Source organism: Bacillus sp. PS196, from assembly GCF_037963555.1.
GTDB lineage: Bacteria > Bacillota > Bacilli > Bacillales > Bacillaceae > Bacillus > Bacillus subtilis.
Genome location: NZ_CP150159.1, coordinates 1,850,590 through 1,877,254 on the forward strand (window position 1 = coordinate 1,850,590; position 26,665 = coordinate 1,877,254).

Below are 26,665 nucleotides of genomic sequence, written 5' to 3' on the forward strand. Positions count from 1 at the left end.
AAACAGACGGTCACTCACAGGCCGTCTGTTTTTTATCTTCAGCGTGGGCTTTCGATTGATTTAGCACGACCACGCCTGCAATGACAAGCGTGAGACCGAATACACCTTTTAAACTGATGGTTTCGCCAAAAAGCAAAAACCCGACAATTGCTGTAAGCGCGGTACCAACGCCCGACCATGTTGCATACGCGCTTGATAAGTCAATTGTTTTTAAAGAAAAGCTTAGAAACGTAAAAGCAGAAAGAAATCCGACTATGACTCCGGCAATGGGCCAGGCTTGTGTAAATCCTTCTGAAAGCTTCAACATCGTGCTCCCAAACACTTCAGATACAATGGCGAGAGCCAAATAAAGCAATCCTCTCATCTTCATCACTCCTTTACGGCCAATTAAGTAACACGACCCCTGATAGTAATAAAAGAATCCCGATAAGCCCTTTGGCATTCAGATCTTCCTTGAACCATTTTACTCCGATCACTGTCGTCAGCACCGTGCCTGCCCCGCTCCAAGTCGCATAGGAGAGGCTCAGGGGAATATGGTTTAAAGTCAGGGACAGCATATAAAAGGCGAGGGAATAGCCAATAACGACCAAAGCACTTGGCTTCCACTTTTTGAAGCCATCAGATACTTTCAGCATGGCTGCTCCTATCGATTCCGAACATATGGCAATCGTGAGGAATATATATCCTATCAACATCATGAATTCTCCTCACTATATTTTTAGATTAGAAAAAAAACTTCAGCTAGAAAAATATTAGTGTATGCCTATGTATGAGTCAAGAGATTCATTTTCACACACTTAAAAAGACCCCTTTTTAAGGGGCCTTTTGCGTTTAATAATAATAAGGGAACGGGGCATACGGATAATAGGGGTATCCGCCATAAAAATAAGGATTAAATAAAGCGCTTCCTATAAGCCCGCCTGCAAGGCCGCCGATAAACGGTCCTCCAAAAAATCCGAATGGCCGGCCAAACCCATAACCAAATCCGGGTCTTCCAAACCCGTAACCGAACCCGAACGGTCTTCCAAACCCAAATGGTCTCCCGAATCCGAACGGTCTTCCAAATATTCTTGTATCTTCAGGGCTGAAATGCTCTAACTCGTTCATGTTTTCTTTCCTCCTGTAATAAAGTGTAGATGATGCAGTGTATTCACCCTGCCCGGATTTGATTGGGCGAATCGAGAAAAAGGAGGATGTGAACACATTGGGCCTGTATCAGTCTGACTGGTCAAAAGCACCGCCCCACGCACATGCCTATCATGTCAAAACAACGAGAGAACAGGGCCATTATCATCTCATTGAAGGGTTTACTCAGCCGGCAAACGGATCAAATACCGATCAGCATACACATTACTATACAGGGATCACTTCATTTGAAAACGGCCATTTTCATCGGTATTACGGAATCTCAGGGCCGGCGATTCCCTTAGCAGATGGCACACATTATCATGAAATCGAAGAAACGACGTATCTGGCCTATAACGAGCCGATTGAGATCCAGTACGGAGGGGTTGTGTACGATCCCGGAGATGACAGAAGAAAAACGCATCGTCATACCCTGAAAGGAAAGACAAGGGAAATTGTCGGCAATGAGCCGCTCGGCTGGTAGAAGGATGTTTACCGATGCAAAAAAAGGGCAAAATGGATAGGTGGTTGTCCATGTTGAATGCTATAATGGGGGGAGATTTATAAAAGAGAGTGATACATATTGAATAATACGAAGCAGCCCGTTGTCATTTTAGTCGGACCGACGGCAGTGGGGAAAACCAATTTAAGTATTCAGCTAGCCAAATCCTTAAACGCGGAAATTATCAGCGGAGATTCGATGCAGATTTATAAAGGGATGGATATTGGAACAGCTAAAATTACCGAACAGGAGATGGAGGGAGTGCCCCATCATCTGATTGACATTTTAGATCCCCAAGACTCTTTCTCTACTGCCGATTATCAAAGCTTAGTAAGAAATAAAATCAGCGAGATTGCAAATAGAGGAAAGCTTCCGGTGATTGTCGGCGGTACAGGGCTTTATATACAATCTGTGCTTTACGATTATACATTTACGGAAGAAGCAAATGATCCCGTGTTTCGAGAGAGCATGCAAATGGCCGCTGAGCGGGAAGGCGCTGACTTTCTTCATGCCAAACTTGCTGCAGCAGATCCCGAGGCAGCAGCTGCGATTCATCCGAATAATACAAGAAGAGTCATTCGCGCACTGGAAATTTTACATACGTCCGGAAAAACGATGTCCCAGCATTTGAAGGAACAAAAACGAGAACTTCTGTACAATGCAGTGTTAATTGGCTTGACAATGGATAGAGACACGCTTTACGAAAGAATTAATCAGCGGGTCGATTTGATGATGGAGTCAGGCCTTCTTCCGGAAGTGAAACGCTTATACGACAAGAACGTGAGAGACTGTCAATCAATACAGGCGATAGGCTATAAAGAGCTGTATGCATATTTTGACGGTTTTGTGACACTTTCCGATGCTGTCGAACAGCTAAAGCAGAACTCGAGGCGGTATGCGAAACGCCAGCTGACGTGGTTTCGCAACAAAATGCAGGTCACATGGTTCGATATGACACCGCCTGTTGATATGGAGCTGAAAAAAAAGGAAATTTTCACACATATAGCAGGAAAACTCGAACTTTAATCGAAACTGTATGATATAGAGAATCAAGGAGGACGAAACATGAAACCGATTAATATTCAGGATCAGTTTTTGAATCAAATCCGGAAAGAAAATACGTATGTCACTGTTTTTTTGCTGAACGGCTTTCAGTTGCGGGGCCAGGTGAAAGGCTTTGATAACTTTACCGTATTGTTGGAATCGGAAGGTAAGCAGCAGCTTATATATAAACATGCGATCTCAACGTTTGCGCCGCAAAAAAACGTCCAGCTTGAACTCGAATAGATCAAAAAATGCCATGTCAAGACATGAGGAAAGGCTGCCGGGGGTTCCCGGTGGCCATTTTTAACATGCATCCACTTTTGCTCCAAGCTTTTTGTGTAAGCTGACCATGCCAAGGCACGGTCTTTTTTTATGAGAACAACATACGGAAGTGAAAATGGTATATTATGTATAAAATGAATTTGGGGGTGATCGACCTTGTTTGAAAGTGAAGCAGAACTGAGACGAATCAGGATTGCACTTGTATGGATAGCTGTCTTTTTACTGTTCGGGGCGTGCGGGAATCAAGATACCATTATTGAAACAGACAGCGGCAATTCAGACTATGAAACGCCTCAGCCCACCTCGTTTCCACTTGAACATAACCATTTTGGCGTGATGGAGGACGGCTATATCAAAATTTATGAGTATAATGAGTCCCGCAATGAGGTAAAGCTGAAGAAAGAATACGCGGATGATGAGCTTGAATAAAATTCACAAGCATTCGAATTTACAAAGCGGATGCCAGCCGCTAAACTAAATACAGACACAGATCAAACAGAGGGTGAAAACATGAAGCATAAAGTGATCGTGAATCATTGGGAAGAAATTTGCGAAGATGATTCTTGCTATGAATACGGAACAAGTATCATTGTGAACGGAAAAGAATTAATCAGAGAAGCGTCAATTATCACTGCTTTGAAGGCGGTTTTAGAAGAGATCGGCGCGGATGTTGAAATAGAAGAAACAGTAGAGAGCGAAAAATGCTGTGATAGCTTAAGAAAAAAAAATCTAGACTACTAAGCAGTTTTTTTTCATGTTATGATATACATCGGCTAAAAACGACACCCCGAGTAGGACGAGAGATGATTCTCGTTCTGCTCTCTTTTTTGGGCCCTAATGAGTCTGTCCATTTGCCTGATTTGATCAAAATATGAATTTTTCATAAAAACGAATCTATATATTGTGTTTTTGCTAGAGGGTAGTATACTATATATAGTGTTAGTGATGAGAGATTCATATTTTTTGATAGGTCGTGATAAAACGTGGTACAAATCATATTTGATTCGAAAACAGGGAATGTTCAGCGGTTTGTGAATAAAACAGGCTTTCATCAGATACGCAAGGTGGACGAAATGGACCACGTGGACACTCCGTTTGTTTTGGTCACCTACACGACAAACTTCGGCCAGGTACCGGCATCAACACAATCATTTCTCGAAAAATACGCCCATCTCTTATTAGGAGTCGCTGCGAGCGGCAACAAAGTATGGGGCGATAACTTTGCAAAAAGCGCCGATACCATTTCAAGACAATATCAGGTGCCGATCTTGCACAAATTTGAACTCAGCGGCACATCTAAAGACGTTGAATTGTTTACTCAGGAGGTAGAAAGAGTTGTCACAAAATCAAGTGCCAAAATGGATCCAGTTAAATAACGAAATCATGATCCAAAAAGATGGAAAATTCCAGTTTGACAAGGATAAAGAGGCTGTACATAGCTATTTTGTAGATTATATCAATCAAAACACAGTCTTCTTTCACGATTTAAAAGAGAAGCTGGATTATTTGGTTGAAAACCAATACTACGAAGAGGAATTCTTAAGCCTTTATTCTTTTGAAGACATTAAAGAAGTGTTTAAGACAGCTTACGCTAAGAAGTTTCGTTTTCCTTCCTTCATGAGTGCGTTTAAATTCTATAATGACTATGCTTTGAAAACGAATGACAAGAAAAAAATCCTCGAGCGTTATGAGGACCGGATCTCAATTGTTGCGCTGTTCTTCGCTAACGGCGACACTGAGAAAGCAAAAGAATATGTAAACCTGATGATCAATCAAGAATATCAGCCGAGCACACCGACATTTCTGAACGCCGGCAGAAAACGCCGCGGTGAACTTGTGAGCTGCTTCTTGCTGGAAGTCAATGATTCCTTAAATGACATTTCAAGAGCGATCGATATCTCCATGCAGCTTTCTAAGCTTGGCGGCGGGGTTTCTCTTAACCTGTCCAAGCTTCGCGCGAAAGGTGAAGCCATTAAAGATGTTGAAAATGCCACAAAAGGCGTTGTAGGCGTCATGAAGCTTCTTGATAACGCGTTCCGTTATGCTGACCAAATGGGACAAAGACAAGGGTCCGGCGCGGCGTATTTAAACATTTTCCACCGCGATATCAATGATTTTCTTGATACGAAAAAGATTTCTGCGGATGAAGATGTGCGTGTCAAAACGCTTTCGATCGGTGTTGTCATTCCGGATAAGTTCGTTGAGCTTGCACGCGAGGACAAAGCGGCTTATGTATTCTACCCGCACACGATTTATAAAGAGTACGGCCAGCACATGGATGAGATGGACATGAACGAAATGTACGACAAGTTTGTCGACAACCCTCGGGTGAAAAAGGAAAAAATCAACCCGCGGAAACTGCTTGAAAAATTGGCGATGCTTCGTTCTGAATCAGGCTATCCATACATCATGTTCCAAGATAACGTCAATAAAGTGCATGCGAATAACCATATTTCCAAGGTCAAATTTTCTAACCTTTGCTCTGAAGTGCTGCAGGCATCTCAAGTTTCTTCATACACAGACTATGATGAAGAAGATGAAATCGGTCTGGATATTTCCTGCAACCTGGGTTCGCTTAACATTCTAAATGTCATGGAGCATAAATCAATCGAAAAGACAGTCAAGCTTGCGACAGACTCTTTAACACACGTGTCTGAAACAACTGACATCCGTAATGCGCCTGCTGTAAGACGGGCAAACAAAGCGATGAAATCAATCGGCCTCGGTGCTATGAACCTTCACGGCTACCTTGCGCAAAACGGCATTGCGTATGAAAGTCCGGAAGCGCGTGACTTTGCAAACACGTTCTTTATGATGGTGAACTTCTACTCCATCCAGCGTTCTGCGGAAATCGCAAAAGAGAAGGGTGAAACGTTTGATCAATATGAAGGCTCAACCTATGCGACAGGTGAATACTTTGACAAATACGTTTCTACTGATTTCTCACCGAAATATGAAAAAATAGCTAATCTGTTTGAAGGTATGCATATCCCGACGACAGAGGACTGGAAAAAGCTAAAAGCATTTGTGGCTGAACACGGTATGTATCACAGCTACAGATTATGCATTGCGCCGACAGGCTCTATCTCATACGTTCAATCAAGTACGGCGTCTGTTATGCCGATTATGGAACGCATTGAAGAACGAACATACGGCAACTCAAAAACGTACTACCCAATGCCTGGGCTTGCATCTAATAACTGGTTCTTCTATAAAGAAGCCTACGATATGGATATGTTCAAGGTTGTGGATATGATCGCCACTATCCAGCAGCACATTGATCAGGGAATCAGCTTTACATTGTTCTTAAAAGACACAATGACGACCCGTGATTTAAACCGAATCGATCTGTATGCACATCATAGAGGTATTAAAACCATTTACTATGCAAGAACGAAAGATACTGGGCAAGACAGCTGCCTTTCTTGTGTTGTTTGATTAAAGGAGAGTTTATAGTGACAAAAATTTATGACGCAGCAAACTGGTCAAAGCATGAAGACGATTTTACCCAAATGTTCTATAACCAAAACGTGAAACAGTTCTGGCTTCCGGAAGAGATTGCTTTAAACGGCGATCTCCTCACATGGAAGTACCTCGGAAAAAATGAGCAGGACACTTATATGAAGGTACTGGCCGGACTTACGCTTCTTGATACAGAGCAGGGGAATACGGGGATGCCGATCGTGGCTGAACACGTAGACGGCCACCAGCGGAAAGCGGTGCTGAACTTTATGGCGATGATGGAGAACGCTGTCCATGCGAAGTCGTACTCTAATATTTTCATGACCCTTGCACCGACTGAAACGATCAATGAAGTATTTGAATGGGTTAAACAAAATAAATATTTGCAGAAAAAAGCGCAAATGATTGTCGGGCTTTACAAAGCCATTCAAAAAGATGATGAAATTTCACTGTTCAAAGCCATGGTTGCTTCCGTCTATCTGGAAAGCTTCCTTTTCTACAGCGGTTTCTATTATCCGTTATATTTCTACGGACAAGGAAAACTGATGCAAAGCGGTGAGATCATTAACCTGATCCTTCGTGACGAAGCGATTCACGGCGTGTATGTCGGTCTCCTTGCTCAGGAAATTTATAATAAACAGACAGAAGAGAAAAAAGCAGAGCTTCGTGAATTTGCGATTGACCTTCTGAATCAGTTATATGAAAATGAGCTTGAGTATACAGAGGACTTGTACGATCAAGTCGGACTCTCACACGATGTAAAGAAATTCATCCGCTATAATGCGAATAAAGCGCTGATGAATCTTGGATTTGATCCATACTTCGAAGAGGAAGACATTAATCCGATCGTTTTAAACGGATTAAACACAAAAACAAAATCGCATGACTTCTTCTCTATGAAGGGGAATGGCTATAAAAAAGCGACAGTTGAGCCGCTCAAAGATGATGACTTTTATTTTGAAGATGAAAAAGAGCAGATATAATATCTGCTCTTTTCGGCTTGAAGGTTCAAATGAGGAGGACGCAGTACCCATGGGAAAAATGGACGAAATGATTTTAGTTGCCCCGCGCGATGATGTGTTTAAAAAAGAAAGCTTAACCTTCCAGGGCGTGTACAGTGAAGATAGCAGAGTAGCCGAAATCATGGCTCAGATTGAAGCGGCCTATCGTGAAATGAGAAGAGGGGACGCAGAAGAAGATCCGCGTTTCAAGCAGCCGATACCTTATGTCGTCATTAAGCGTGAAGATGAAGTTTTTCTTTACGAGCGGCTGGCTGGCGGCGGTGAATCACGTCTGCACAACAAGCTTTCTCTCGGTTTTGGCGGCCATATGAACGCCATCGAAGGGGCAGCTTCATTTGCTGAAGTCTTAAAGCTGAACACAGACCGTGAGCTTGAGGAAGAACTGCAAATAAATGAAGAAGATAAACAGGCGATTGTCACACTGGGATTGATCAATGATGATGAAAACAGTGTTGGCAAAGTGCATATCGGTATTCTTTCTGCGCTTCAATTAAAGCCTAGCGCACAAGTGGAAGTGAAGGAGAAAGAACAAATTGCGGGTAAATGGATGAAAGTTTCTGAATTAAAACAGGATGACATCTACAACCGTCTGGAAACATGGTCACAGTTTGTTGTTGATATTCTTGAATAAAAAAACCCGGTTTCTCGCGATGAGGAGCCGGGTTTTTTTATGAGACGCTCGTCCCAGTCTCGGCTATGATTCTAGGATCACAATAGCGTCAAAGCCGGCATTTTTCGCTCTGGCAGCGAGGGTGTCTGCATTGTCATTGGATGAAAATGCGCCAATCTGCACTTTGTAAAATCCGTCCTTTAAAAGGACAATCGAGTCAAAACCTTTGGCTTCGGCATTACTTGCGAGTGAGTCGGCATTCGCTTTGACTTTAAATGCGCCGATTTGAACCTTATATAACCCTGAGCTGGAAGTCTTTTTAAGGTTAAAGGCTTGCTCCAGCCCGTTTGCATGTCCTCTCGCTAAGCTTTGAATAAAACTGCTCGTTTTCAGCTTATTTGCATCGGAAACAGTATCAATGAAGCCGTTCTCGGTCAAGAGGGCAGGCATTGCCGACTCCCTTAGGACGTGGAAGTTCGCTGTTTTTTTGCCGCGATCGGCAAAGTCGACAGCTTGTATCACTTCAGAGTGAATTGCCGATTGATAAGTCGTCGTCGGGGCTCCTACATCTGGATAAATATAGCTTTCAAAACCTGTGCCTCCCCCGGAATTAACGTGAATGGACAAAAAGAAATCTGCTCCCCAGTTATTTGCGGCATTTGTCCGGTCGTTTAAGCTGACATATTGGTCGCTTGTCCGGCTCAGCAGCAGAGAAACGCCTTCATATTCATTAGTTAATATCGTACGTAAGGCTAAAGCGATTTGCAGGGTTAACGTTTTTTCCTGAAGGCCATTACCTGTTGCGCCTGGATCAGACCCGCCATGGCCAGGATCAATAAAAATTTTAACCATTTTTCATCACCTCATTACAGGATATGAAAAAACACGGCTTCTGCTTGTACGATTATCATTCAACTGAAAAATGAGGAAATAACCCTTTCACATCCGGAAATTATTTCTCGGGAAAGCGCACAATTCAACATGAAGCGACAACAGATACGGTCCGACATGAAATCTGTGCATACGCCATATGTTTGTATGTACTATGGGTTCGGTTAACCTGCACTGATTCCTGCTGGTTTTAAGCTTTGCGTTCATATTAAATCAAGCATTTAAAACGTAAATTGATGAGGAAAGCTCCTTTCATTAAAGACACCACTTTATAAATCGAAAAAAAGAAAAACACTTCAGGTATCTTACGGCGGGTAATACGCTTCATACAAAAAACAGCCCGTTGCATGAAAAAAGGATTGGCGAATGGAGAAAATAATGAGAAAGAAGCTCACTATAATACTCTGACAAAATGATTAAAAACAAAATATCATGGTTTGTCCACCCCATGTCCGTGAATACAATAAGAAATAAAGTATTTCTCGGGAAAGCGCAGGATTCCTTATTGTTCCCGAAAAAAGCAATTGTTTCGACACATGATAGGCGTTTGTCACAATCGGCATCCGCTTGAATATCATATAGAGAGAACAGAGAGGTGAAGATGTTGGAGCGCGCTGTGACTTATAAAAACAACGGACAGATCAACATTATTCTGAACGGGCAAAAGCAGGTGCTGACGAATGCTGAGGCAGAGGCGGAATATCAGGCTGCATTGCAAAAAAACGAAGCAAAGCACGGCATTTTGAAGGAAATCGAAAAAGAGATGAGCGCATTAGTTGGGATGGAGGAAATGAAACGCAACATCAAGGAAATATACGCCTGGATTTTTGTGAACCAAAAACGCGCGGAGCAAGGCTTGAAGGTTGGAAAGCAAGCGCTGCACATGATGTTTAAAGGAAATCCGGGAACGGGAAAAACGACGGTTGCACGGCTCATCGGCAAGCTGTTCTTTGAAATGAATGTCCTGTCAAAAGGCCACTTAATAGAAGCGGAGCGGGCTGACCTGGTCGGGGAGTATATCGGACACACCGCCCAAAAGACGAGAGATTTAATCAAAAAGTCATTAGGTGGCATTTTGTTTATAGACGAAGCCTACTCGCTGGCAAGAGGCGGCGAAAAGGACTTTGGGAAAGAAGCGATCGACACACTTGTAAAGCATATGGAAGACAAACAGCATGAGTTTATTTTGATACTCGCCGGATATTCACGGGAAATGGATCATTTTCTCTCGTTAAATCCCGGTCTCCAATCAAGATTTCCCATCTCCATTGATTTTCCGGATTACTCTGTGACACAGCTCATGGAGATTGCGAAACGAATGATCGATGAAAGGGAATACCAGCTCAGTCAAGAAGCTGAATGGAAATTGAAAGATTACTTAATGACAGTGAAAAGCACGACAAGCCCCATTAAATTCAGCAATGGACGTTTTGTCAGAAATGTGATCGAAAAATCGATCAGAGCACAAGCCATGAGGCTTTTAATGGGAGACCAATACTTAAAAAGCGACTTGATGACCATCAAAAGCCAAGATCTTTCCATTAAAGAAGAAGCATCTGGATCTGCATAGACCTCTCAGTTTTTGAGAGGTCTGTTTTTTGCTCGTATTTCCGCTTTTCAAAGCAATCGATTTGTGGTATACACATGCAGGGTTTGGTATGATAATACTACTGCCCAATATGCAAAAGAAAGGAACATCCATTTGAACGAACAAGAAACGATTCAGGAGAAAGCCATTTTAGTCGGATGTCAGCTGCCGCATATCACGGATGAGCATTTTGAAAATTCTATGGAAGAGCTAGCATCTCTGACGAAAACAGCAGACGGAAAAGTACTGACCAGCGTCACACAAAAACGGAACAAGGCTGACGCCGCTACATATATAGGAAAAGGGAAGGTAGAAGAGCTGAAGGCACTCGTGGAAGAGCTTGAAGCTGATCTCCTCATCTTTAATGATGAACTGTCGCCAAGTCAGCTGAAGTCATTGGCAACAGCAATTGAAGTGAAGATGATTGACCGCACGCAATTGATATTAGATATTTTTGCAAAGCGGGCGAGAACGAGAGAAGGCAAACTTCAAATTGAGCTGGCTCAGCTGCAATATGCACTGCCGCGTCTGACGGGACAAGGGATCAACCTTTCCCGGCAAGGCGGAGGAATTGGGGCAAGAGGTCCCGGGGAAACGAAACTGGAAACCGACCGCCGCCATATCAGAAATCGCATTCATGAAATCAACACACAGCTTTCCACTGTCATTCGCCATAGAAGCCGATACCGTGAAAGAAGAAAGAAAAACGGTGTGCTTCAAATTGCGCTTGTCGGCTATACAAACGCAGGGAAATCAACATGGTTCAACCGCCTGACGAGTGCTGACAGCTATGAAGAAGACCTCCTGTTTGCCACGCTCGATCCAATGACCAGAAAAATGGTCCTGCCAAGCGGCTACAGTGTTCTTCTTTCAGATACAGTAGGATTTATTCAGGATCTTCCGACGACATTGATTGCTGCATTCCGCTCAACGCTTGAGGAAGTAAAAGAAGCGGATTTAATTCTGCATTTAATTGATTCTTCAAATGAGGATTATGCGGGACATGAAAAAACAGTGCTTCGGCTGCTTGAGGAGCTTGAAGCAGATGATATCCCGATGCTGACGGCTTACAATAAACGTGATCAAAAACTGCCTGATTTTATACCGACCGCCGGAAGGGATCACATTATGGTCAGTGCGAAATTTGAGGACGACGCTGCAGCCTTTAAAGAAGCGATTCAGCGCTATTTGCGCCAAGAACTGTTAACGTCTTTTGAAGCACATGTGCCGGCAAGTGAAGGGAAGCTCCTTTCCAGAATCAAATCGGAAACGATGGTAGACCGCTTCTATTTTAATGAAGAAAATGAACAGTATGACATATCCGGCTATGTCCAAGAAGAGCAAAGTATCATCGGTGAATTAAAGAAGTATATGTAGGAAGGAAATATAAAGACATGTTTGACACATTAACACACGGAGAATTATTGAAGAAAACGGCAATGGAAGTGGAAGCGGACATTGCCGGCATTCATAAACAAATAGAAGAAATCAGCGAGCGAAATGAGTGGAGAGTGCTTCAAAGCTATAGAAAACACAAAGTAAGCGACACTCATTTCACGCCGTCTACTGGATACGGCTATGATGATATCGGAAGAGACACGCTTGAAAGCATATATGCGGATGTGTTTGGCGGAGAAGCGGGGCTTGTAAGACCGCAAATCATTTCAGGCACACATGCCATCTCGATTGCTTTGTTTGGTGTCCTCAGACCGGGGGACGAGCTCCTTTATATCACGGGCAAGCCGTATGATACACTCGAGGAAATTGTGGGCGTCAGGGGTGGAGAAAACGCTGGTTCGTTAAAGGATTTTCAAATCGGCTATAATGCGGTTGATCTGACGAAAGACGGAAAGATAGACTATGATGCAGTCGCCGCTGCGATCAATCCGAAGACAAAAGTAATCGGCATTCAGCGCTCAAAAGGATATGCGAATCGCCCTTCTTTCTTAATTAGTGAAATAAAAGAAATGATCCGTTTTGTAAAAGAAATCAATGAAAACCTGATCGTCTTTGTGGACAACTGTTACGGAGAATTTGTGGAAGAGCTTGAGCCTTGCCATGTCGGAGCCGATCTGATGGCGGGATCTCTCATTAAAAATCCCGGCGGCGGCCTTGCGAAAACAGGCGGCTACCTCGTCGGAAAAGCGAAATGGATTGAAGCTTGCTCATACCGTATGACGTCACCCGGCATCGGCAGAGAAGCGGGGGCATCTCTTTACTCGCTCCAAGAAATGTACCAAGGCTTCTTTTTGGCGCCTCACGTTGTGTCTCAAAGTCTAAAGGGAGCGGTGTTTACAGCGAGATTCCTTGAAAAACTCGGCTTCACTTCAAACCCGAAATGGGATGCGAAAAGAACGGATTTAATACAATCCGTTGAGTTTTCTGACAGAGAAAAGATGATTGCTTTTTGCCAGGCTATTCAATTTGCATCGCCAATCAATGCTCATGTGACGCCGTATCCAGCCTACATGCCTGGATACGAGGATGATGTCATTATGGCAGCAGGCACGTTTATTCAAGGAGCAAGCATCGAATTATCAGCTGATGGCCCTATCCGCCCGCCGTATGTAGCGTATGTTCAGGGAGGATTAACCTATTCGCATGTGAAGAATGCCATATGCAGTGCAGTGGATTCATTGATGGAAAAGCAATTAATTTAAATTTTTTAAAAATTTCTCTGGATTTGATGTTAAGAATCCTTACATCGTATTGACACATAATATAACATCACCTATAATGAAACTAAGTTAAGAAAAGGAGGAAATTGAGATGAGTGATAATATTCGCCGCTCAATGCCTTTATTTCCAATAGGAATTGTCATGCAGTTAACTGAGTTATCAGCAAGACAAATTCGATATTATGAGGAAAATGGACTGATATTTCCAGCCAGAAGTGAAGGAAATAGACGATTATTTTCATTTCATGATGTAGATAAACTGTTAGAAATCAAGCACCTGATAGAACAAGGTGTAAACATGGCAGGAATTAAACAGATTCTGGCGAAAGCCGAAGCCGAGCCAGAACAAAAACAAAACGAGAAGACGAAAAAACCAATGAAACATGATCTGTCCGATGACGAACTGAGACAGCTCCTGAAAAACGAGCTCATGCAAGCCGGCCGTTTTCAAAGAGGGAATACATTCCGTCAAGGCGACATGTCCCGCTTCTTTCATTAATCCGTTAGCAACTGTTTTGCTATATACATTTACCTTTTAAGAGGAGGAATTTTACCAAATGGCAAAGTACACTAGAGAAGATATCGAAAAATTAGTAAAAGAAGAAAACGTGAAGTATATCCGTCTTCAATTTACTGACATTCTTGGAACAATCAAGAATGTTGAGATTCCTGTAAGCCAGCTTGGAAAAGCGCTTGATAATAAAGTCATGTTTGACGGTTCTTCTATTGAGGGATTCGTTCGTATCGAAGAGTCAGACATGTACCTGTATCCAGATCTAAATACATTTGTTATCTTCCCATGGACAGCTGAAAAAGGTAAAGTAGCACGTTTCATCTGTGATATTTACAATCCGGATGGCACACCTTTTGAAGGTGACCCGCGAAACAACTTAAAACGGATTCTGAAAGAAATGGAAGACCTCGGCTTCAGTGATTTTAACCTTGGACCTGAGCCTGAATTCTTCTTATTCAAATTGGACGAAAAAGGCGAGCCAACGCTTGAACTAAACGACAAAGGCGGATATTTCGACTTAGCTCCAACTGATTTAGGAGAAAACTGCCGCCGCGATATCGTACTTGAGCTTGAAGAGATGGGCTTTGAAATCGAAGCGTCTCACCACGAAGTAGCACCTGGTCAGCACGAAATCGACTTTAAATATGCTGGAGCAGTCCGCTCTTGTGATGACATCCAAACATTTAAACTAGTTGTTAAAACAATTGCCCGCAAACACGGCCTGCATGCGACATTTATGCCAAAACCATTGTTCGGTGTGAACGGTTCAGGTATGCACTGTAATCTATCACTCTTCAAAAATGGTGTTAACGCATTCTTTGACGAAAACGCAGATCTTCAGTTAAGTGAAACAGCGAAACACTTCATTGCAGGTATCGTGAAGCACGCAACAAGCTTTACAGCAGTAACAAACCCGACAGTAAACTCTTACAAACGTCTTGTTCCTGGCTATGAAGCACCTTGTTATGTAGCATGGAGCGCGCAAAACAGAAGCCCGCTTATCCGTATCCCGGCTTCCCGCGGTATCAGCACACGTGTTGAAGTACGCAGCGTAGACCCAGCTGCTAACCCGTACCTTGCACTTAGCGTATTGCTTGCTGCAGGATTAGACGGAATCAAAAACAAACTGGAAGCGCCGGCTCCAATCGACCGCAACATCTATGTGATGAGCAAAGAAGAGCGCATGGAAAACGGAATCGTTGACCTTCCAGCAACACTTGCGGAAGCACTAGAAGAATTCAAATCAAACGAAGTCATGGTCAAAGCGCTGGGCGAGCACCTATTCGAACACTTCATCGAAGCAAAAGAAATCGAATGGGATATGTTCCGCACGCAAGTACATCCTTGGGAACGCGAACAGTATATGTCTCAGTATTAATCTTTCAATCCCTTGGCACTATTGGTGTCAGGGGATTTTTAAATTTTGGTCATAAGATTAATAGATTGATATTTTTGGTCCTTGACCAAAATATGACCAAAAAAATTTGAAGTTATGAATCTAACTCCACAATTGAGGACACGTATTTCTCATAATCCTTTATTCGGTTTTGGTCAAGCTTCTTACTAATATGTGAATAAACATCGGCAGTTACCATCATGCTTTTATGACCTAAACGTTCTTGAATGTATTTCATATCAGCGCCTGACTCTAAAAGTAAGACAGCATGTGTATGGCGTAATGCGTGGATAGGCATTTTATTTATGTCAGCTCGCTTTAAAATACGATTAAACGCATTAAAAAGGGTGGACTTAGGTAAAAAATTTCCGTCAACTCTGCAAAAAACTAAATTGAGATCATGCTTATAATCATCCTGTAACATTTGTTTATTCTCAAATTGCCACTTCTTATGTTTTTGTAAAGCAACGGAAAGGGAAGCGCCTATTGATATTCTTCTTTTGGATTCATAAGTTTTAGTTTCGCCGAAGAGTTCATCAGCTGTTTTTGCAGAGAAATCTAGGGTGTTTTTAATGTCTATGTAATTCTCTTTCAAATTGATATTTGTCCATTGAAGAGCAGCAGCTTCACCTTTACGCATACCGGTCTCTATGAGCGTTCTAAAAAAGATGTAATAAATATAGTTATACTTATATGCTTCCTGAAGAAATTTCGGAATATCCTCAGAAAGCATGTATTCGAGTGTACCTTTTTTCTTTTCATTCTTATTTGATATTGTGGCCCCGTAACAAGGGTTTTTTGCTAATTTTCCTATGATGACAGCTTTACTAAAAGCATTAAACATTGTACCGTGTATAATTTCCACAGTGCGTTTGCTGTACCCCTGATCAGTTAAAAAGTTAAGGAATTTTTGATACATAATAGGTTTAATATCTGTAATCTTGATGTTTTTGAAGTAAGGAAGAATATGATTCTTGATGTTTCGTTCGTGGAGTTCATATGTATTCTTTCTAACGGTGTCTTTTTTGTATTCATGTAGCCAACTAAATAAAAATTGCTCAAGCGACATGGTTTCTGTATCAAATTCAAATCCTGCAGCTATTTGCTTTTCTTGTTCTGCAGCAGCTTTTTGAGCTTCTTTCTTTGTTTTAAAACCACTCTTTGATTTTATTTTGTATTTGAGAGTAAAAGGGTCTTTAAAGGAGACACGATATTCCCACTTGTCTCCTCTTTTTCTGAATGTAGCCATATTTACCTCCTGAGAGAGTTTTAAGAATTATTATAATTAACTGTAAAAGGAAATGGGTTTGAATTATTTTCGTAATTTTGTTTTTCTTCAATCCAGTCTTGCAACAGTCCTTGACGATAGAACGTAGATTCATTACCACACTTTGAACAATAACGAGCATTACCGTCTAGTATTGATTCACAACTTTGTTGAACAAAGTTCCATCCTGTGTCATCTGTTTGATATGTGTCGGCGCATTTATTAATTAAATATGCACTGCAAATTTTACATATATCACCTTCGTGATTCACTTGTTCGTTTTGGCATTTAGGACAAATAAGTGCTCTTCCATTTTTGTCTAATTGGTAACCACTATATATCAACTCTGTTTTCTCCTTTTTATTTATTAGTTTGTTATTTCCACAAATAGGACAATATTTTGCTGATTTATTAACAAAAGAATGAGCACAATTACGGCAAAATATTGAATTTTTTATAGTTGAAATAAATTGTTTAAAACATTTTAATTGAAGGTTAATCATTGGCATAAACGTATTGTATAAATCAAAACTTAATGATTTTAATCTTACCTTTGCAGCTCGCTTAGATATTTTGAAATAGTTAATTAATTCAGCTTCCGTTTTTATGTCTAAATGTTTAACTAATACAGCAGGAGCGAGTACATTTCTAGCAAATGAGTTCACCTCGTTTTCTAATACTCTATACTTTGATTCAGTCATCTTACTTCTTCTTAGTATAGTTTCCTCGAGTTCAACAAGATGGTTCATATATATATGGCCTATTTCATGCATTAAAGTAAAACGGATTCTTTCTGGTATCATAATTGTATCGTTATAAGCAATTGTGTGGTTTATCCCATCATAAATGGTGTAACCATCTTTACTTTGAAAAGCCTCTATTATTTCAGGGATGCTCATTTCGTGTATTTCTGCTAATTCAGAATACGAAATTAATCCCCATTTATTTCTTTTGATTATTTTGAATGGGTCTATTGGAAAGTCAGAAATATTTTCGTTAGCAAAAAAATAACTGACTTTCTGCATCACTTTAGTGTACCGAGCTTTTTTAGGAAATTTCATTCATCCATCGCTTCTTTTCCTCGTTTTTGCATTGTTTTTATTAATGCTTTTAAAGCATCCTTTTGTCCAGTATTCAAATTGTTTATATCTCTTGCAATTGTTCTTACTTCTTCATCAAATTCATTTAAAGTAGATTCGTTATTATCTCTTCCAAGAAGAAAATCAACACCCACGTTATAAAAATCAGCTATCTTCTTTAACATTTCGACGCTAGGTTTTGCTATATCATTTTCCCATGAATTATATCTTCCACGTTGAATTTCCAACTTATCTGCCACTTGGTACTGACTCAACCCTCTTTGTGATCTAAGTTTTTTTAGATTTTTACCTAAACTCATAATTGTCCTCCAGAAAAAAATTTTCCATTCGGGGTTGACGGATAATTAAATTATCCATTATAATCAGAACTACCGAAAGGAAGGTGATGGATAAAGTGACCAAAAAACGCCAATACTTTTCTAAGTGTCGCAAAGCCAAAGGCACACAAGAGTATGTGGCAAAAGAAAACGGTATTTCAACTGTCTATCTGCGTATGATTGAAAATGGAACATTTACTCCTGGCAGAGATCTAATGTTTCGATTATGTTATTATTTTGATCAACCGGCAGATAAATTATTTCCGGATTACTTTTGTAATACGTCTCTTAAGTATGCCAAAAGCGATAATTAAATTATCCATATTTGGATTATAGATAATTTAATCGCACTAGTCAACGGTTTTCTATTTTTTTTACTACTTCGGATAATTAAATTATCCATTATGGAGGGGAAATGAATTGCATTTAAAAATAATTAATAACAATGGAGATTTGATGGTAGAGAGTCGACAGGTAGCCAAATTGACAGGGAAACGACATACAGACTTAATTAGGGCTATCAAAAGTTATTTAGATATTTTAACCGACGCAAAATTGCGTCCGTTAGAATTCTTCGTTCCTTCAACTTATGAAGACAATAAAGGAGAAACACGATTATGTTATCTTTTGACTCGTAAAGGCTGTGACATGGTTGCAAACAAAATGACTGGTGAAAAAGGTGTTTTGTTCACAGCTGCTTATGTAACAAAATTTGAAGAAATGGAAAACAAACTTAAGCCCAACATTCCTCAGTCATTACCAGAAGCTTTACGGCTTGCAGCTGACCTAGCAGAAAAGAATGAATATCTTCTTTTGGAAAATGCTCAGAAAAATCAAATGATAAATGAGCTACAACCTAAAGCATCTTACTATGATTTGGTTTTACAGAATAAATCCTTACTTTCAATCAGCAAGATAGCTAAAGACTATGGAATGAGTGGAACTAAGATGAACAAACTTCTCCATGAGTTAGGAATTCAATTTAAGCAGGGCGACTGTTGGTTGCTATATCAGAAATACGCTGATAAAGGTTATACACAAAGTAAGACTCACGAAATCGACTCTGATAAAAGCAAGCTTCACACTTATTGGACTCAGAAAGGCCGGTTGTTTATCTATGAAACCCTAAAAAATAAAAAAGGCATACTTCCGATAATTGAACGAGAAGAACGTGCATCGTAAGGAGGTGAATAAGAATGATTGAATTAACGATGAAAGCTGATTCTGAATCATTTAGAAACAATTTATATGATTTGCTTCAAGAAGTTGCTGCTTCAATAATCGAGGACAATCGAAAAGAGCATGAACTTCCTTATATGATCAGTAAAGCTCAACTAGCTAAATACATTTTTAACGTCAGTTCACAAACGCTTGACGCACATGTCATTTACAGGGAGGACTTTCCTAAATTTAAAGTAGGGGAAAGAATATTATTTCCTCGAGACATGGTTTTAGAATGGATTCGAAAAAATATGGAAGTTGTTGAGTCTATAAAGACGAGAGATTAAAGGAGGACCAAAATGAAAGAACTACCCGCACATGTTGAAGAAAGACTTTACGAATTTTTCATGAAGTACTCTGTACCACGGATTCTTAAAAAGGAGGCTAAGATGAAAAATGCTCTTAAGCTTGCTGCTTTCTTTGCAGAATTTGAGCAAAAAATGATTAAAAAGAACCGATTAAAGGTTGCTAATTTCTCTAATAGACAAATGGTGAGACAATGTCATGTCTACTTAGAACTGAAAGGATTTGAAGAATGAAACTAAATCAATTTCTTGCATCAGATAAGGACAAAGCTAAACGTAAATTGGCATCCGCACAGTTCCTATTGAACGAACTGCTTCCAGATGAAATAGAGAACAACAATTTTGATGAATGTATTGATCTTTGTTTATCGGCTGCTGAAATGTTCAAAGACATCAAACGGATGCATCATCCTGAACAAGTCGTTCAGCTACATGAAATTGCAAATCAATTGCTAAGTAAAGGTTTTGATGTCTCAATCGTCAGGAGGTCAGCGTATGAATCTTGAGCATCCAATCATAACCGAAATTAACCGTTACGGTTATCCTTTGGAATATTTGAAGTATGAAGATAATGAAGACCAGAATGATGAGGATGTGGATAATTCCGTAAAAAACACCTTCTGTACGGGGAATCCATCGTGTAAAGAACTCTTTTTTACCGCGAAACAACATACGTTAGGGGATATTTTTACGGGTGGTTTACGCAATAGAATTTATATATAAGCAAAAAAGCCCACACGGCAATGTGGACTTATAAAAAACAAAAACAATTCCATTTTAAATGGAACTCTTCACAAAATCAAATAAAGGAAGGTGCTCGTATGAATCCATTACAGGACTTCGAATTAAATGAAATTAATAACGGCGAACTGCCGGGGGACCGTCCACAATTTGAAATTACTGATATGAACAGCCTGAACTGGGCTTTCCGGAAAATAGCTGCACTTAAGTCGCAGGAAAAGGAAATCAAAGCGCTGGCAGCCACAGAAAAGCAACGTATTGATGAATGGGAAAGGCAGGAGCTTAAGCCTTTAGCTGAAAGTCTATCATTCTTTGAAAACCTGGTTAGTGTCTATCATACAAAGCAGTTGCAGGAAGACCCGAGAGCAAAAACACTTTCCACACCTTATGGGAAATCTAAAAGCCGGACAACAAAAGCAGCGCCTAAAGAAGTGGACAAGGAAAAACTTCTGCAGCATGTGAAGGAAGCCGGTATGGAAGAGTTTATAAAAGAATCTGTGGCATGGGGTGGTCTTAAAAAGACACTCACTGTCACCAAGCTTGAAGGTAAACCAATAGTAATAGATTCAAATGGACAAGCTGTTCCAGGCGTAGAAGTGCAGCCGGAAACAGTCAGCTTCAAAGTGGAGGTGTAAGGGATGTTTCAAGTAACTGACGCGCAGCGTCAAAAGGAAAAAGCAATTGTGGGTTTTATCGGTCCGAGTGGTTCCGGTAAGACGGCCGGCGCCCTTCTGGTAGCTTACGGAATGATGCGTGAGGCATATCCAGAAGCAAACGACGAGGAAATCTGGTCAAAGATCGGCGTTGTCGATACTGAGCACCGACGCGCAAAACTGTACGCTAATTTACAGTTTGATGATATTCGCATCGGTAGCTTTAAGCATATTGATTTTACACCGCCGTATACGACAGAACGATACCAAATGGCAGTCGAAGCAATTAAGAACGCCGGTGCCGAAGTTGTCGTAATTGATTCACTCTCACACAACTGGCAGGGTGAAGGCGGAATAGTTGAAACACATGGCAGCATGTCCGGCAACTCGTTTCAAAACTGGGGCAAGCTTGCACCGGAAACAACCAAGCTCATTAAGACGTTAACACAAAATGACGTTCACATCTTAGCGACATTGAGAACAAAAACGGAGTATGTAGTGGAGCCTGATAATAACGGCAAAATGGCTCCTCGTAAGGTTGGGACAAAACCTGTACAGAAAGATGAAATGGAATACGAGTTTATGCTCAACTTCAATATTGATATTGATCATATGGCTGAGACGTCAAAAGACAATACGCGAATGTTTGAAGGCTCTTCAATCAAGCTAAGCCCAGAAGTCGGCCGCAAGCTTTATCAGTGGCTTGAGCTTGGCATTGACGTAAAGGCGGAGGAAGAAACAGAGCGCGTCGGCTTAATTTCTCAGATCAAAACGATGATCACTGAAAATGAAAAGGCTGCGCAAATGATTGAGGAGTTCCAAATCAAAGCCAACCAGAAGCTTGATCAATGGAATATCAAACTTGCAAGGGCTGCTATTGAAAGAATAAACAGTGTACTTGGAGGTGAGCCAGGTGAAAAATGATTCAAAGCTCGAAGCGATTCGGGGGCATGCGACCATATCTGATGTGCCCTGGTTAATTTCAGAGATTGATAGATTGAATAGTGGCATAGACAGTGTAATTTATGATTTGCGGAATGAAGACATCACCGATCCGCATGTAGTGGATTCAATTACTCAAAATCTTGTAACTGTACTAAACGGCAAATAAAATTAACGAAAAATTGGAGGAATTAAATATGTTTACAGTAGACCACAGCAAAGGCGAAGCATTTGAACCAATTAAACCAGGAGAATATGAGGCAACGGTTATTAATTTTGAGGAGAAAACAGCAGCTTCATCCGGAAATAAGCGACTTGTCGTAGATTATGAAATCCGTTCTGACGTTGAACAGGCATGCCAGGGCCAGAAAATCCTATACGACAATTTCACTGTTACAGATAATGCAATGTGGAGATTTCATCAAGCATCAAAGGCCGCGGGCTTCCCGAACGGAATGAAATTTAAGGATCATATTGAATGGGCAAATGCTTTCCTCAATAAACCGATCCGCCTAGTTGTCGGGGAAAGAGAGCACAACGGCAAAAAATATCCAGAAGTTAAAGCGTTTAAGCCGTCAGAAGCGCCGGCGCCGGATACCGGCTCAATTACAGTGAGCGATGACGATGTACCATTTTGATCACAAGAAATACATTTGAGGGAGTGTATAGCTCCCTCGTTTTTAAAGGGGAGTTAATACATGTACGACTTTAAAAATATACCGCAAGAGCTAAAAAACGCCCCTCAGTGGATTCTATGGCGTTCGGAAGAGCGTAACGGCAAAAAAACGAAAGTGCCATATCAGATTGACGGCAGCATGGCTCAATCAAGCAATAAGCGAACATGGTCCACCTTTGCCACTATCATGAAGTTTTTCAATGAACAGGAGTTTGACGGCATCGGCTTCATGTTTTCTAAAGATGATCCATTCATCGGAATAGATATAGATCACTGTGTAAATGATGGTGTTCTGTCTCCTTTCGCTCAGGAAATCATCCAGACGATCAACAGCTATACTGAATACTCTCCGAGTGGTGAGGGTGTTCATATTATCACGAAGGGTAAGCTCCCATTACGCGGACCGGGCACAGGGAGAAAAAATATAGATAAAGGCCTGGAAGTATACAGGCATGGCCGGTATTTCACATTCACTGGAAACAGTCTTGATGTGGGACCTGTTCAGGAACGATCAGAAGAAATTAAAACTATCTTTGATAAGTACCTGACAGAGAAGGAAGAAGCAAAACCGGTCAGTACCCGAACACAATCCGTAAGTGATATGAGTAATCTTTCAAATAAAGAAATTTGGGAAAGAATGTTCAACAGTAAAAATGGAAAAAGCATTCAGGACCTGTTTAACGGCCAGCTGATTAATGGAGATCATTCTTCCACAGATATGGCTTTATGTAATCACTTGGCATTCTGGACCGATAAGGACGCATCAAAAATGGATTCCATGTTTCGTGAATCAAATTTGTTTCGCGAAAAGTGGGATCGGCAGCATTCAGCAGACGGGGCTACATATGGAGAAATGACTATTGCTGCAGCTATCTACTCGACAGGTCCCACAATATCTGACTTGATGGAACAGCAAGAACAGCCGTATGAAGTGTATTTCTCGCAGCCGCAGGCCTCACATGTTGCGGACACAGAGGAAATCATAGACACGGCGCCGGTCTTTCACCTGACCGAGTTAGGGAACGCCGAAAGGCTTGTATATTACCATGGCAAGAATATCAGATATTGTAACGAGCTTGATTGGTTAATCTGGAACGGCAAGATGTGGGAGGAAGATAGCAAAAGGCAGATCGAGGCATTAACTGCCCAAACCCTCCGTGCCATTTACGGAGAAGCGAAAGCCACGGAAGACGGCTATAGAAAAAAGCTGCTTAACGATTGGGCTAAAAAATGCGAGCGTCGTAATATTCGAATGAACACCATCCTAGATACCCGGCCGATGGTTGCTGTAAGAAAACAAGAGCTCGACTCTCATAAGTATCTGTTTAATTGTGAGAATGGTGTGATCGACTTAAAGACTGGGGAACTACTGCCGCATGATCGTGATTTTCTATTCACTAAAATTTCCTCAGTGGCTTATCAAAAGGATGCCGATTGCCCAAACTGGAAGGCTTTCTTAGAAAGCATTTTTATAGATGAACAAGGTCAGCCAAACTATGAAATTATTGATTTCATGCAAAAAGCTATTGGCTATTCATTGACCGGGGATACTACGGAACAAGTCATGTTCTTTCTGTTTGGTAATGGCCGTAACGGTAAATCAACGTTTATCAATACAGTTCAGCAACTGCTGGGCGACTATGGCCGGCAAACAAACAGCGACACATTCATAAAAAAGAAAAATGATAGCAGCATCAACAATGATATAGCCCGACTCGACGGTGCGCGCTTTGTGTCGGCCGTTGAGAGTGAAGAAGGACAGCAACTGTCTGAGTCGTTGGTGAAGCAGATCACCGGGGGCGAAAAGATGTCCGCACGTTTCTTGCGCCAGGAGTATTTTGAGTTTATCCCAGAATTTAAAGTGTTCTTTACGACAAACCATAAACCAATTGTAAAGGGCAGCGATGAGGGTATTTGGCGCCGTATCCGACTTGTCCCGTTCACTGTCACCATTCCGAAAGAGAAAGTGGACAAAAAGCTTCCGCAGAAACTTGCTGTAGAAATGCCTGGCATTCTCCGATGGGCAGTAGAAGGCTGCTTGAAGTGGCAGAAGGAAGGGCTTAAGGAACCAGAAGTGATCAGAAAAGCAACGGAAGGTTACCGCGAGGATATGGATATTCTCGGACCATACATGGAGGAAAGATGCATCCTGCATCCGACTACAAAAGTAGAGGCTAAGGAGCTTTATAAAGACTATAAAGACTGGTGTTTTGAGAATGATGAGATTGAACTGAAGAATCGTGCGTTTTATCGGCAACTTGAAATCCGAGGATTTAAAAAGTACCGCGGTAACTATAACAAAAATTATTTTGATGGAATTGGCTTAATAAAAGAAAACCGAGATTTATACAAACAATTAAATCTATTCAAACACGATCAGAATAAATCAGATTTAAAAAGTAACAAAAATAACGTCACAAGTATTCAAAGGAAAAAGCTATAAACATTGGTATGACAAGGGTTCTGAGTGTTTTGTTAATATATGGTGTTACTTTTGTTACTTAAAAACCCTGTTCCTCTCACATGAAAATTAATTAATAAAAAATAATATATATACTATATAGCCTTAAATATAAAGATGAGTAACAAAAGTAACAAGATGGGCTTGATCCCTTGGGAGAGTAAGGATGAGCTGTGTTACTTAAAAAGTAACAAAAAGTATCAAATAAGGTGTGAGCAATTTGCATCCAAAAAAAATATGCTCTGATATGGCGTTTTTGGGATCACCTTTAATACTTGATGGAAAAGATCTTTATATTGAGAATCCTGAAAAAGTCTATCCGGAGCTTGAGGCGTTTGTCCAATCTTATAAAAATCGAATTATCCGGTATTTGAAAGGCGAATACTCGGATCATGAACATAATGTGAAACAGACAATAGATAAAATCATTAATTATTTCATGGGCATTGATCAAGAAATTAATAGGAAAATAGATGACTGGTTCAATCATGATTATGAATCAGTTATGAAGGTGATGAAATTGCTTGTTCTCTTTTGGGAGAACGGCTGGAGGGAGCTGAAAGAATCCGTTTCTAACTTTGAAAGTGAGGAAACGGATCGGCTTTCCATAGAAATTTATGATCGGGCCATGTCGTATTTTAAGGGGAAGAAAGCATGACAATTATTCACTATAACTATTCGGAAACGGAGTTAAAAGAAATTCTGGACAGCATGATCATTATTGTGGATACGAGAGAGCAAAAGAATCAGCATGTTCTTGATTATCTCCGTAAAAAGAAAGTGGCAATCAAATTCAAAGGAATGAAAACCGGCGATTACTCGGCCATGATTCCCAAGAATGATGAATTTGGAATCAGCCGTGATATGTATTTGAATGCAACCATTGAACGGAAAAATGGAGTGGACGAGTTGGTGCAGTCGATTAAAGACCGTTCTCGTTTTGAAAATGAATTAATTCGGGCGTCTAGGCATCCGTTCACTCTTCTTGTGGAAGACCTGGAAGGGTACCAAAAGATACTCAACGGAAAATATCGTTCAAAGTATGAACCGAAAGCGCTGCTGGGCAGCTTGAAAACATTTGAGGTTCGTTACGGATTTTCAACTGTTTTTCTTAGCCCTAACGCTACCGGAAATTACATTTACCATCACTTTCATTATATGGCCCGGGAATTGCTGAAAGGCGGACTTGTGTAAATCTGAATAAAACAATCAAAGGGAGGAAGTAACATGGCATTTGTAGGTTTTGAAGAATCGAAGGAAGTACGGCAGCTGGCTGAAAGCATAATTGACGAGCATCACCCGCATTTAAAAGACGCTAAACAGCAAATAGGTTTTTATCTCCGTGACGGTAACAGTAAATGGGCAGGAAAGGCAAAGAAATGCACAGCGTTTGAACGTCATATGACGGATTATATGCTTTTCGTATTTATCAATAAAGCTGCATGGAAGACGATGCCGGAGGAACAGCGCGCTGCCCTAGTAGATCATGAGCTTTGCCATTTTACTCGAGAAGAATGGGAAGAACCTGACCCGAAAGATCAAAGTAAATGGGTGACTGTGTATGGCGCTGCTACTGATCCAGACAACTGGGGAATTCGCGAGCATGATGTTGAGGAATTCTCTGAAATTATCGAACGCCATGGTTTATGGGATACCGGTATTGAAACATTTGCCGAGGCAGTACGTGAAGCTGATCACCAAATGACTATTTCAGACGTACAGCGTTTATCGAGGGTGAAATAAATGGGGGTAGTTAGAAACTTTATACAAGGGGATTTTGCATGCATTGAAACCGAACGTGAGTTTGTATTGATTATGAAAAATAAAATATACGGTCCTTATGAGATTACCAAGTTTAAAGCCATGTT

General features: G+C 40.9%; 35 protein-coding genes. 28 read left to right on the top strand and 7 right to left on the bottom strand.

Going from position 1 to position 26,665, the window contains the following annotated elements:
• Positions 1-10 precede the first annotated feature (10 nt).
• The 3 genes from ebrB to NST79_RS09435 form a co-directional block, all read right to left on the bottom strand.
• Positions 11-364: a multidrug efflux SMR transporter subunit EbrB gene (gene ebrB / locus NST79_RS09425; RefSeq protein ID WP_003245163.1), complete on the bottom strand. Its 354-nt coding sequence runs from the start codon at positions 362-364 to the stop codon at positions 11-13.
• 13 nt (positions 365-377) lie between these two features.
• Positions 378-695, bottom strand: a complete 318-nt coding sequence (ebrA, locus tag NST79_RS09430) for a multidrug efflux SMR transporter subunit EbrA (RefSeq protein WP_009967307.1) — start codon at positions 693-695, stop codon at positions 378-380.
• Between the two features lie 136 nt (positions 696-831).
• On the bottom strand, positions 832-1,107 hold the full coding sequence (locus NST79_RS09435) for a hypothetical protein (protein WP_029317825.1): 276 nt from the start codon (positions 1,105-1,107) through the stop codon (positions 832-834).
• A gap of 88 nt (positions 1,108-1,195) precedes the next feature.
• Here NST79_RS09435 and NST79_RS09440 point away from each other — a divergent pair, with 88 nt between their 5' ends.
• The 9 genes from NST79_RS09440 to NST79_RS09480 all read left to right on the top strand — a co-directional run bounded on the left by NST79_RS09440 (position 1,196) and on the right by NST79_RS09480 (position 8,068).
• Positions 1,196-1,609: a YmaF family protein gene (locus tag NST79_RS09440; RefSeq protein ID WP_003231769.1), complete on the top strand. Its 414-nt coding sequence runs from the start codon at positions 1,196-1,198 to the stop codon at positions 1,607-1,609.
• A 99-nt stretch (positions 1,610-1,708) separates the two neighbouring features.
• Positions 1,709-2,653 carry a tRNA (adenosine(37)-N6)-dimethylallyltransferase MiaA gene (gene miaA, locus NST79_RS09445; RefSeq protein ID WP_033883779.1) on the top strand — a complete coding sequence of 315 codons (945 nt, stop codon included), beginning with the start codon at positions 1,709-1,711 and terminating at the stop codon, positions 2,651-2,653.
• Positions 2,654-2,692: 39 nt separating this feature from the next.
• Positions 2,693-2,914, top strand: a complete 222-nt coding sequence (gene hfq, locus NST79_RS09450) for an RNA chaperone Hfq (protein WP_003221097.1) — start codon at positions 2,693-2,695, stop codon at positions 2,912-2,914.
• 195 nt (positions 2,915-3,109) lie between these two features.
• The gene (locus NST79_RS09455) at positions 3,110-3,382 is read left to right on the top strand and encodes a YmzC family protein (protein WP_014479841.1); all 273 of its coding nucleotides are present in this window, start codon (positions 3,110-3,112) and stop codon (positions 3,380-3,382) included.
• Positions 3,383-3,463: 81 nt separating this feature from the next.
• On the top strand, positions 3,464-3,694 hold the full coding sequence (locus NST79_RS09460; protein ID WP_003245262.1) for a hypothetical protein: 231 nt from the start codon (positions 3,464-3,466) through the stop codon (positions 3,692-3,694).
• A gap of 242 nt (positions 3,695-3,936) precedes the next feature.
• The gene (gene nrdI, locus NST79_RS09465) at positions 3,937-4,329 is read left to right on the top strand and encodes a class Ib ribonucleoside-diphosphate reductase assembly flavoprotein NrdI (RefSeq protein ID WP_128737875.1); all 393 of its coding nucleotides are present in this window, start codon (positions 3,937-3,939) and stop codon (positions 4,327-4,329) included.
• Complete coding sequence (nrdE, locus tag NST79_RS09470; protein WP_014479842.1) at positions 4,289-6,391, top strand: class 1b ribonucleoside-diphosphate reductase subunit alpha; 2,103 nt, start codon at positions 4,289-4,291, stop codon at positions 6,389-6,391. Before nrdI ends, nrdE begins: the two co-directional genes overlap by 41 nt.
• A gap of 17 nt (positions 6,392-6,408) precedes the next feature.
• Positions 6,409-7,398, top strand: coding sequence for a class 1b ribonucleoside-diphosphate reductase subunit beta (gene nrdF, locus NST79_RS09475; RefSeq protein WP_003231754.1), 990 nt, complete (start codon positions 6,409-6,411; stop codon positions 7,396-7,398).
• 49 nt (positions 7,399-7,447) lie between these two features.
• The gene (locus NST79_RS09480; protein ID WP_212060448.1) at positions 7,448-8,068 is read left to right on the top strand and encodes a hypothetical protein; all 621 of its coding nucleotides are present in this window, start codon (positions 7,448-7,450) and stop codon (positions 8,066-8,068) included.
• 63 nt (positions 8,069-8,131) lie between these two features.
• On the opposite strand, the gene cwlC is transcribed toward NST79_RS09480, so the two are convergent.
• Positions 8,132-8,899 (bottom strand): sporulation-specific N-acetylmuramoyl-L-alanine amidase, encoded by a 768-nt coding sequence (cwlC, locus tag NST79_RS09485; RefSeq protein WP_038429004.1) that lies wholly within the window; start codon positions 8,897-8,899, stop codon positions 8,132-8,134.
• Between the two features lie 640 nt (positions 8,900-9,539).
• On the opposite strand from cwlC, the gene spoVK reads away from it, so the two are divergent.
• The 5 genes from spoVK to glnA all read left to right on the top strand — a co-directional run bounded on the left by spoVK (position 9,540) and on the right by glnA (position 15,096).
• Positions 9,540-10,508: a stage V sporulation protein K gene (spoVK, locus tag NST79_RS09490; protein ID WP_003231746.1), complete on the top strand. Its 969-nt coding sequence runs from the start codon at positions 9,540-9,542 to the stop codon at positions 10,506-10,508.
• Between the two features lie 132 nt (positions 10,509-10,640).
• On the top strand, positions 10,641-11,903 hold the full coding sequence (gene hflX / locus NST79_RS09495; RefSeq protein WP_044052528.1) for a GTPase HflX: 1,263 nt from the start codon (positions 10,641-10,643) through the stop codon (positions 11,901-11,903).
• Between the two features lie 17 nt (positions 11,904-11,920).
• Positions 11,921-13,186 (top strand): aminotransferase class I/II-fold pyridoxal phosphate-dependent enzyme, encoded by a 1,266-nt coding sequence (locus tag NST79_RS09500; RefSeq protein ID WP_029317829.1) that lies wholly within the window; start codon positions 11,921-11,923, stop codon positions 13,184-13,186.
• A gap of 109 nt (positions 13,187-13,295) precedes the next feature.
• Positions 13,296-13,703, top strand: a complete 408-nt coding sequence (gene glnR / locus NST79_RS09505) for a transcriptional repressor GlnR (protein ID WP_003238341.1) — start codon at positions 13,296-13,298, stop codon at positions 13,701-13,703.
• A 58-nt stretch (positions 13,704-13,761) separates the two neighbouring features.
• Positions 13,762-15,096, top strand: a complete 1,335-nt coding sequence (gene glnA / locus NST79_RS09510) for a type I glutamate--ammonia ligase (protein WP_003231737.1) — start codon at positions 13,762-13,764, stop codon at positions 15,094-15,096.
• Between the two features lie 112 nt (positions 15,097-15,208).
• On the opposite strand, the gene NST79_RS09515 is transcribed toward glnA, so the two are convergent.
• From NST79_RS09515 to NST79_RS09525, 3 genes are read right to left on the bottom strand one after another with little or no spacing between them, the layout of a single operon-like run.
• Entirely contained in the window at positions 15,209-16,363 is a 1,155-nt protein-coding gene (locus tag NST79_RS09515; RefSeq protein WP_212060446.1) for a site-specific integrase, read from the bottom strand.
• 20 nt (positions 16,364-16,383) lie between these two features.
• Positions 16,384-17,442, bottom strand: coding sequence for an ImmA/IrrE family metallo-endopeptidase (locus NST79_RS09520; RefSeq protein ID WP_339225826.1), 1,059 nt, complete (start codon positions 17,440-17,442; stop codon positions 16,384-16,386).
• Positions 17,439-17,780: a helix-turn-helix transcriptional regulator gene (locus NST79_RS09525; protein ID WP_059335756.1), complete on the bottom strand. Its 342-nt coding sequence runs from the start codon at positions 17,778-17,780 to the stop codon at positions 17,439-17,441. Before NST79_RS09525 ends, NST79_RS09520 begins: the two co-directional genes overlap by 4 nt.
• Before the next feature lie 95 nt (positions 17,781-17,875).
• Here NST79_RS09525 and NST79_RS09530 point away from each other — a divergent pair, with 95 nt between their 5' ends.
• The 14 genes from NST79_RS09530 (at position 17,876) to NST79_RS09595 (ending at position 26,540) form a co-directional block, all read left to right on the top strand.
• The gene (locus NST79_RS09530) at positions 17,876-18,112 is read left to right on the top strand and encodes a helix-turn-helix transcriptional regulator (protein WP_059335915.1); all 237 of its coding nucleotides are present in this window, start codon (positions 17,876-17,878) and stop codon (positions 18,110-18,112) included.
• A 106-nt stretch (positions 18,113-18,218) separates the two neighbouring features.
• The gene (locus tag NST79_RS09535; protein WP_212059712.1) at positions 18,219-18,980 is read left to right on the top strand and encodes a phage regulatory protein/antirepressor Ant; all 762 of its coding nucleotides are present in this window, start codon (positions 18,219-18,221) and stop codon (positions 18,978-18,980) included.
• 14 nt (positions 18,981-18,994) lie between these two features.
• Complete coding sequence (locus NST79_RS09540) at positions 18,995-19,306, top strand: helix-turn-helix domain-containing protein (RefSeq protein WP_160216210.1); 312 nt, start codon at positions 18,995-18,997, stop codon at positions 19,304-19,306.
• Between the two features lie 12 nt (positions 19,307-19,318).
• Positions 19,319-19,558 (top strand): hypothetical protein, encoded by a 240-nt coding sequence (locus NST79_RS09545; RefSeq protein ID WP_033881116.1) that lies wholly within the window; start codon positions 19,319-19,321, stop codon positions 19,556-19,558.
• Entirely contained in the window at positions 19,555-19,830 is a 276-nt protein-coding gene (locus NST79_RS09550) for a YqaH family protein (protein WP_212059713.1), read from the top strand. Before NST79_RS09545 ends, NST79_RS09550 begins: the two co-directional genes overlap by 4 nt.
• Complete coding sequence (locus NST79_RS09555; protein ID WP_212059720.1) at positions 19,820-20,047, top strand: hypothetical protein; 228 nt, start codon at positions 19,820-19,822, stop codon at positions 20,045-20,047. The genes NST79_RS09550 and NST79_RS09555 overlap by 11 nt, the downstream gene beginning before the upstream one ends.
• A gap of 98 nt (positions 20,048-20,145) precedes the next feature.
• Positions 20,146-20,700, top strand: coding sequence for a host-nuclease inhibitor Gam family protein (locus tag NST79_RS09560; RefSeq protein WP_212059714.1), 555 nt, complete (start codon positions 20,146-20,148; stop codon positions 20,698-20,700).
• Between the two features lie 3 nt (positions 20,701-20,703).
• Entirely contained in the window at positions 20,704-21,642 is a 939-nt protein-coding gene (locus NST79_RS09565; protein WP_212059716.1) for an AAA family ATPase, read from the top strand.
• Positions 21,632-21,829 (top strand): hypothetical protein, encoded by a 198-nt coding sequence (locus NST79_RS09570; RefSeq protein WP_212059722.1) that lies wholly within the window; start codon positions 21,632-21,634, stop codon positions 21,827-21,829. Before NST79_RS09565 ends, NST79_RS09570 begins: the two co-directional genes overlap by 11 nt.
• A 28-nt stretch (positions 21,830-21,857) precedes the next feature.
• Positions 21,858-22,298 (top strand): DUF669 domain-containing protein, encoded by a 441-nt coding sequence (locus tag NST79_RS09575; protein WP_059335752.1) that lies wholly within the window; start codon positions 21,858-21,860, stop codon positions 22,296-22,298.
• Between the two features lie 60 nt (positions 22,299-22,358).
• Positions 22,359-24,779 carry a phage/plasmid primase, P4 family gene (locus NST79_RS09580; protein WP_212059718.1) on the top strand — a complete coding sequence of 807 codons (2,421 nt, stop codon included), beginning with the start codon at positions 22,359-22,361 and terminating at the stop codon, positions 24,777-24,779.
• 238 nt (positions 24,780-25,017) lie between these two features.
• The gene (locus NST79_RS09585; RefSeq protein ID WP_212059537.1) at positions 25,018-25,455 is read left to right on the top strand and encodes a hypothetical protein; all 438 of its coding nucleotides are present in this window, start codon (positions 25,018-25,020) and stop codon (positions 25,453-25,455) included.
• Positions 25,452-25,991 carry an ERCC4 domain-containing protein gene (locus NST79_RS09590; protein WP_212059538.1) on the top strand — a complete coding sequence of 180 codons (540 nt, stop codon included), beginning with the start codon at positions 25,452-25,454 and terminating at the stop codon, positions 25,989-25,991. The genes NST79_RS09585 and NST79_RS09590 overlap by 4 nt, the downstream gene beginning before the upstream one ends.
• 33 nt (positions 25,992-26,024) lie before the next feature.
• Positions 26,025-26,540: a putative metallopeptidase gene (locus NST79_RS09595; protein WP_212059539.1), complete on the top strand. Its 516-nt coding sequence runs from the start codon at positions 26,025-26,027 to the stop codon at positions 26,538-26,540.
• Positions 26,541-26,665: the final 125 nt, after the last annotated feature.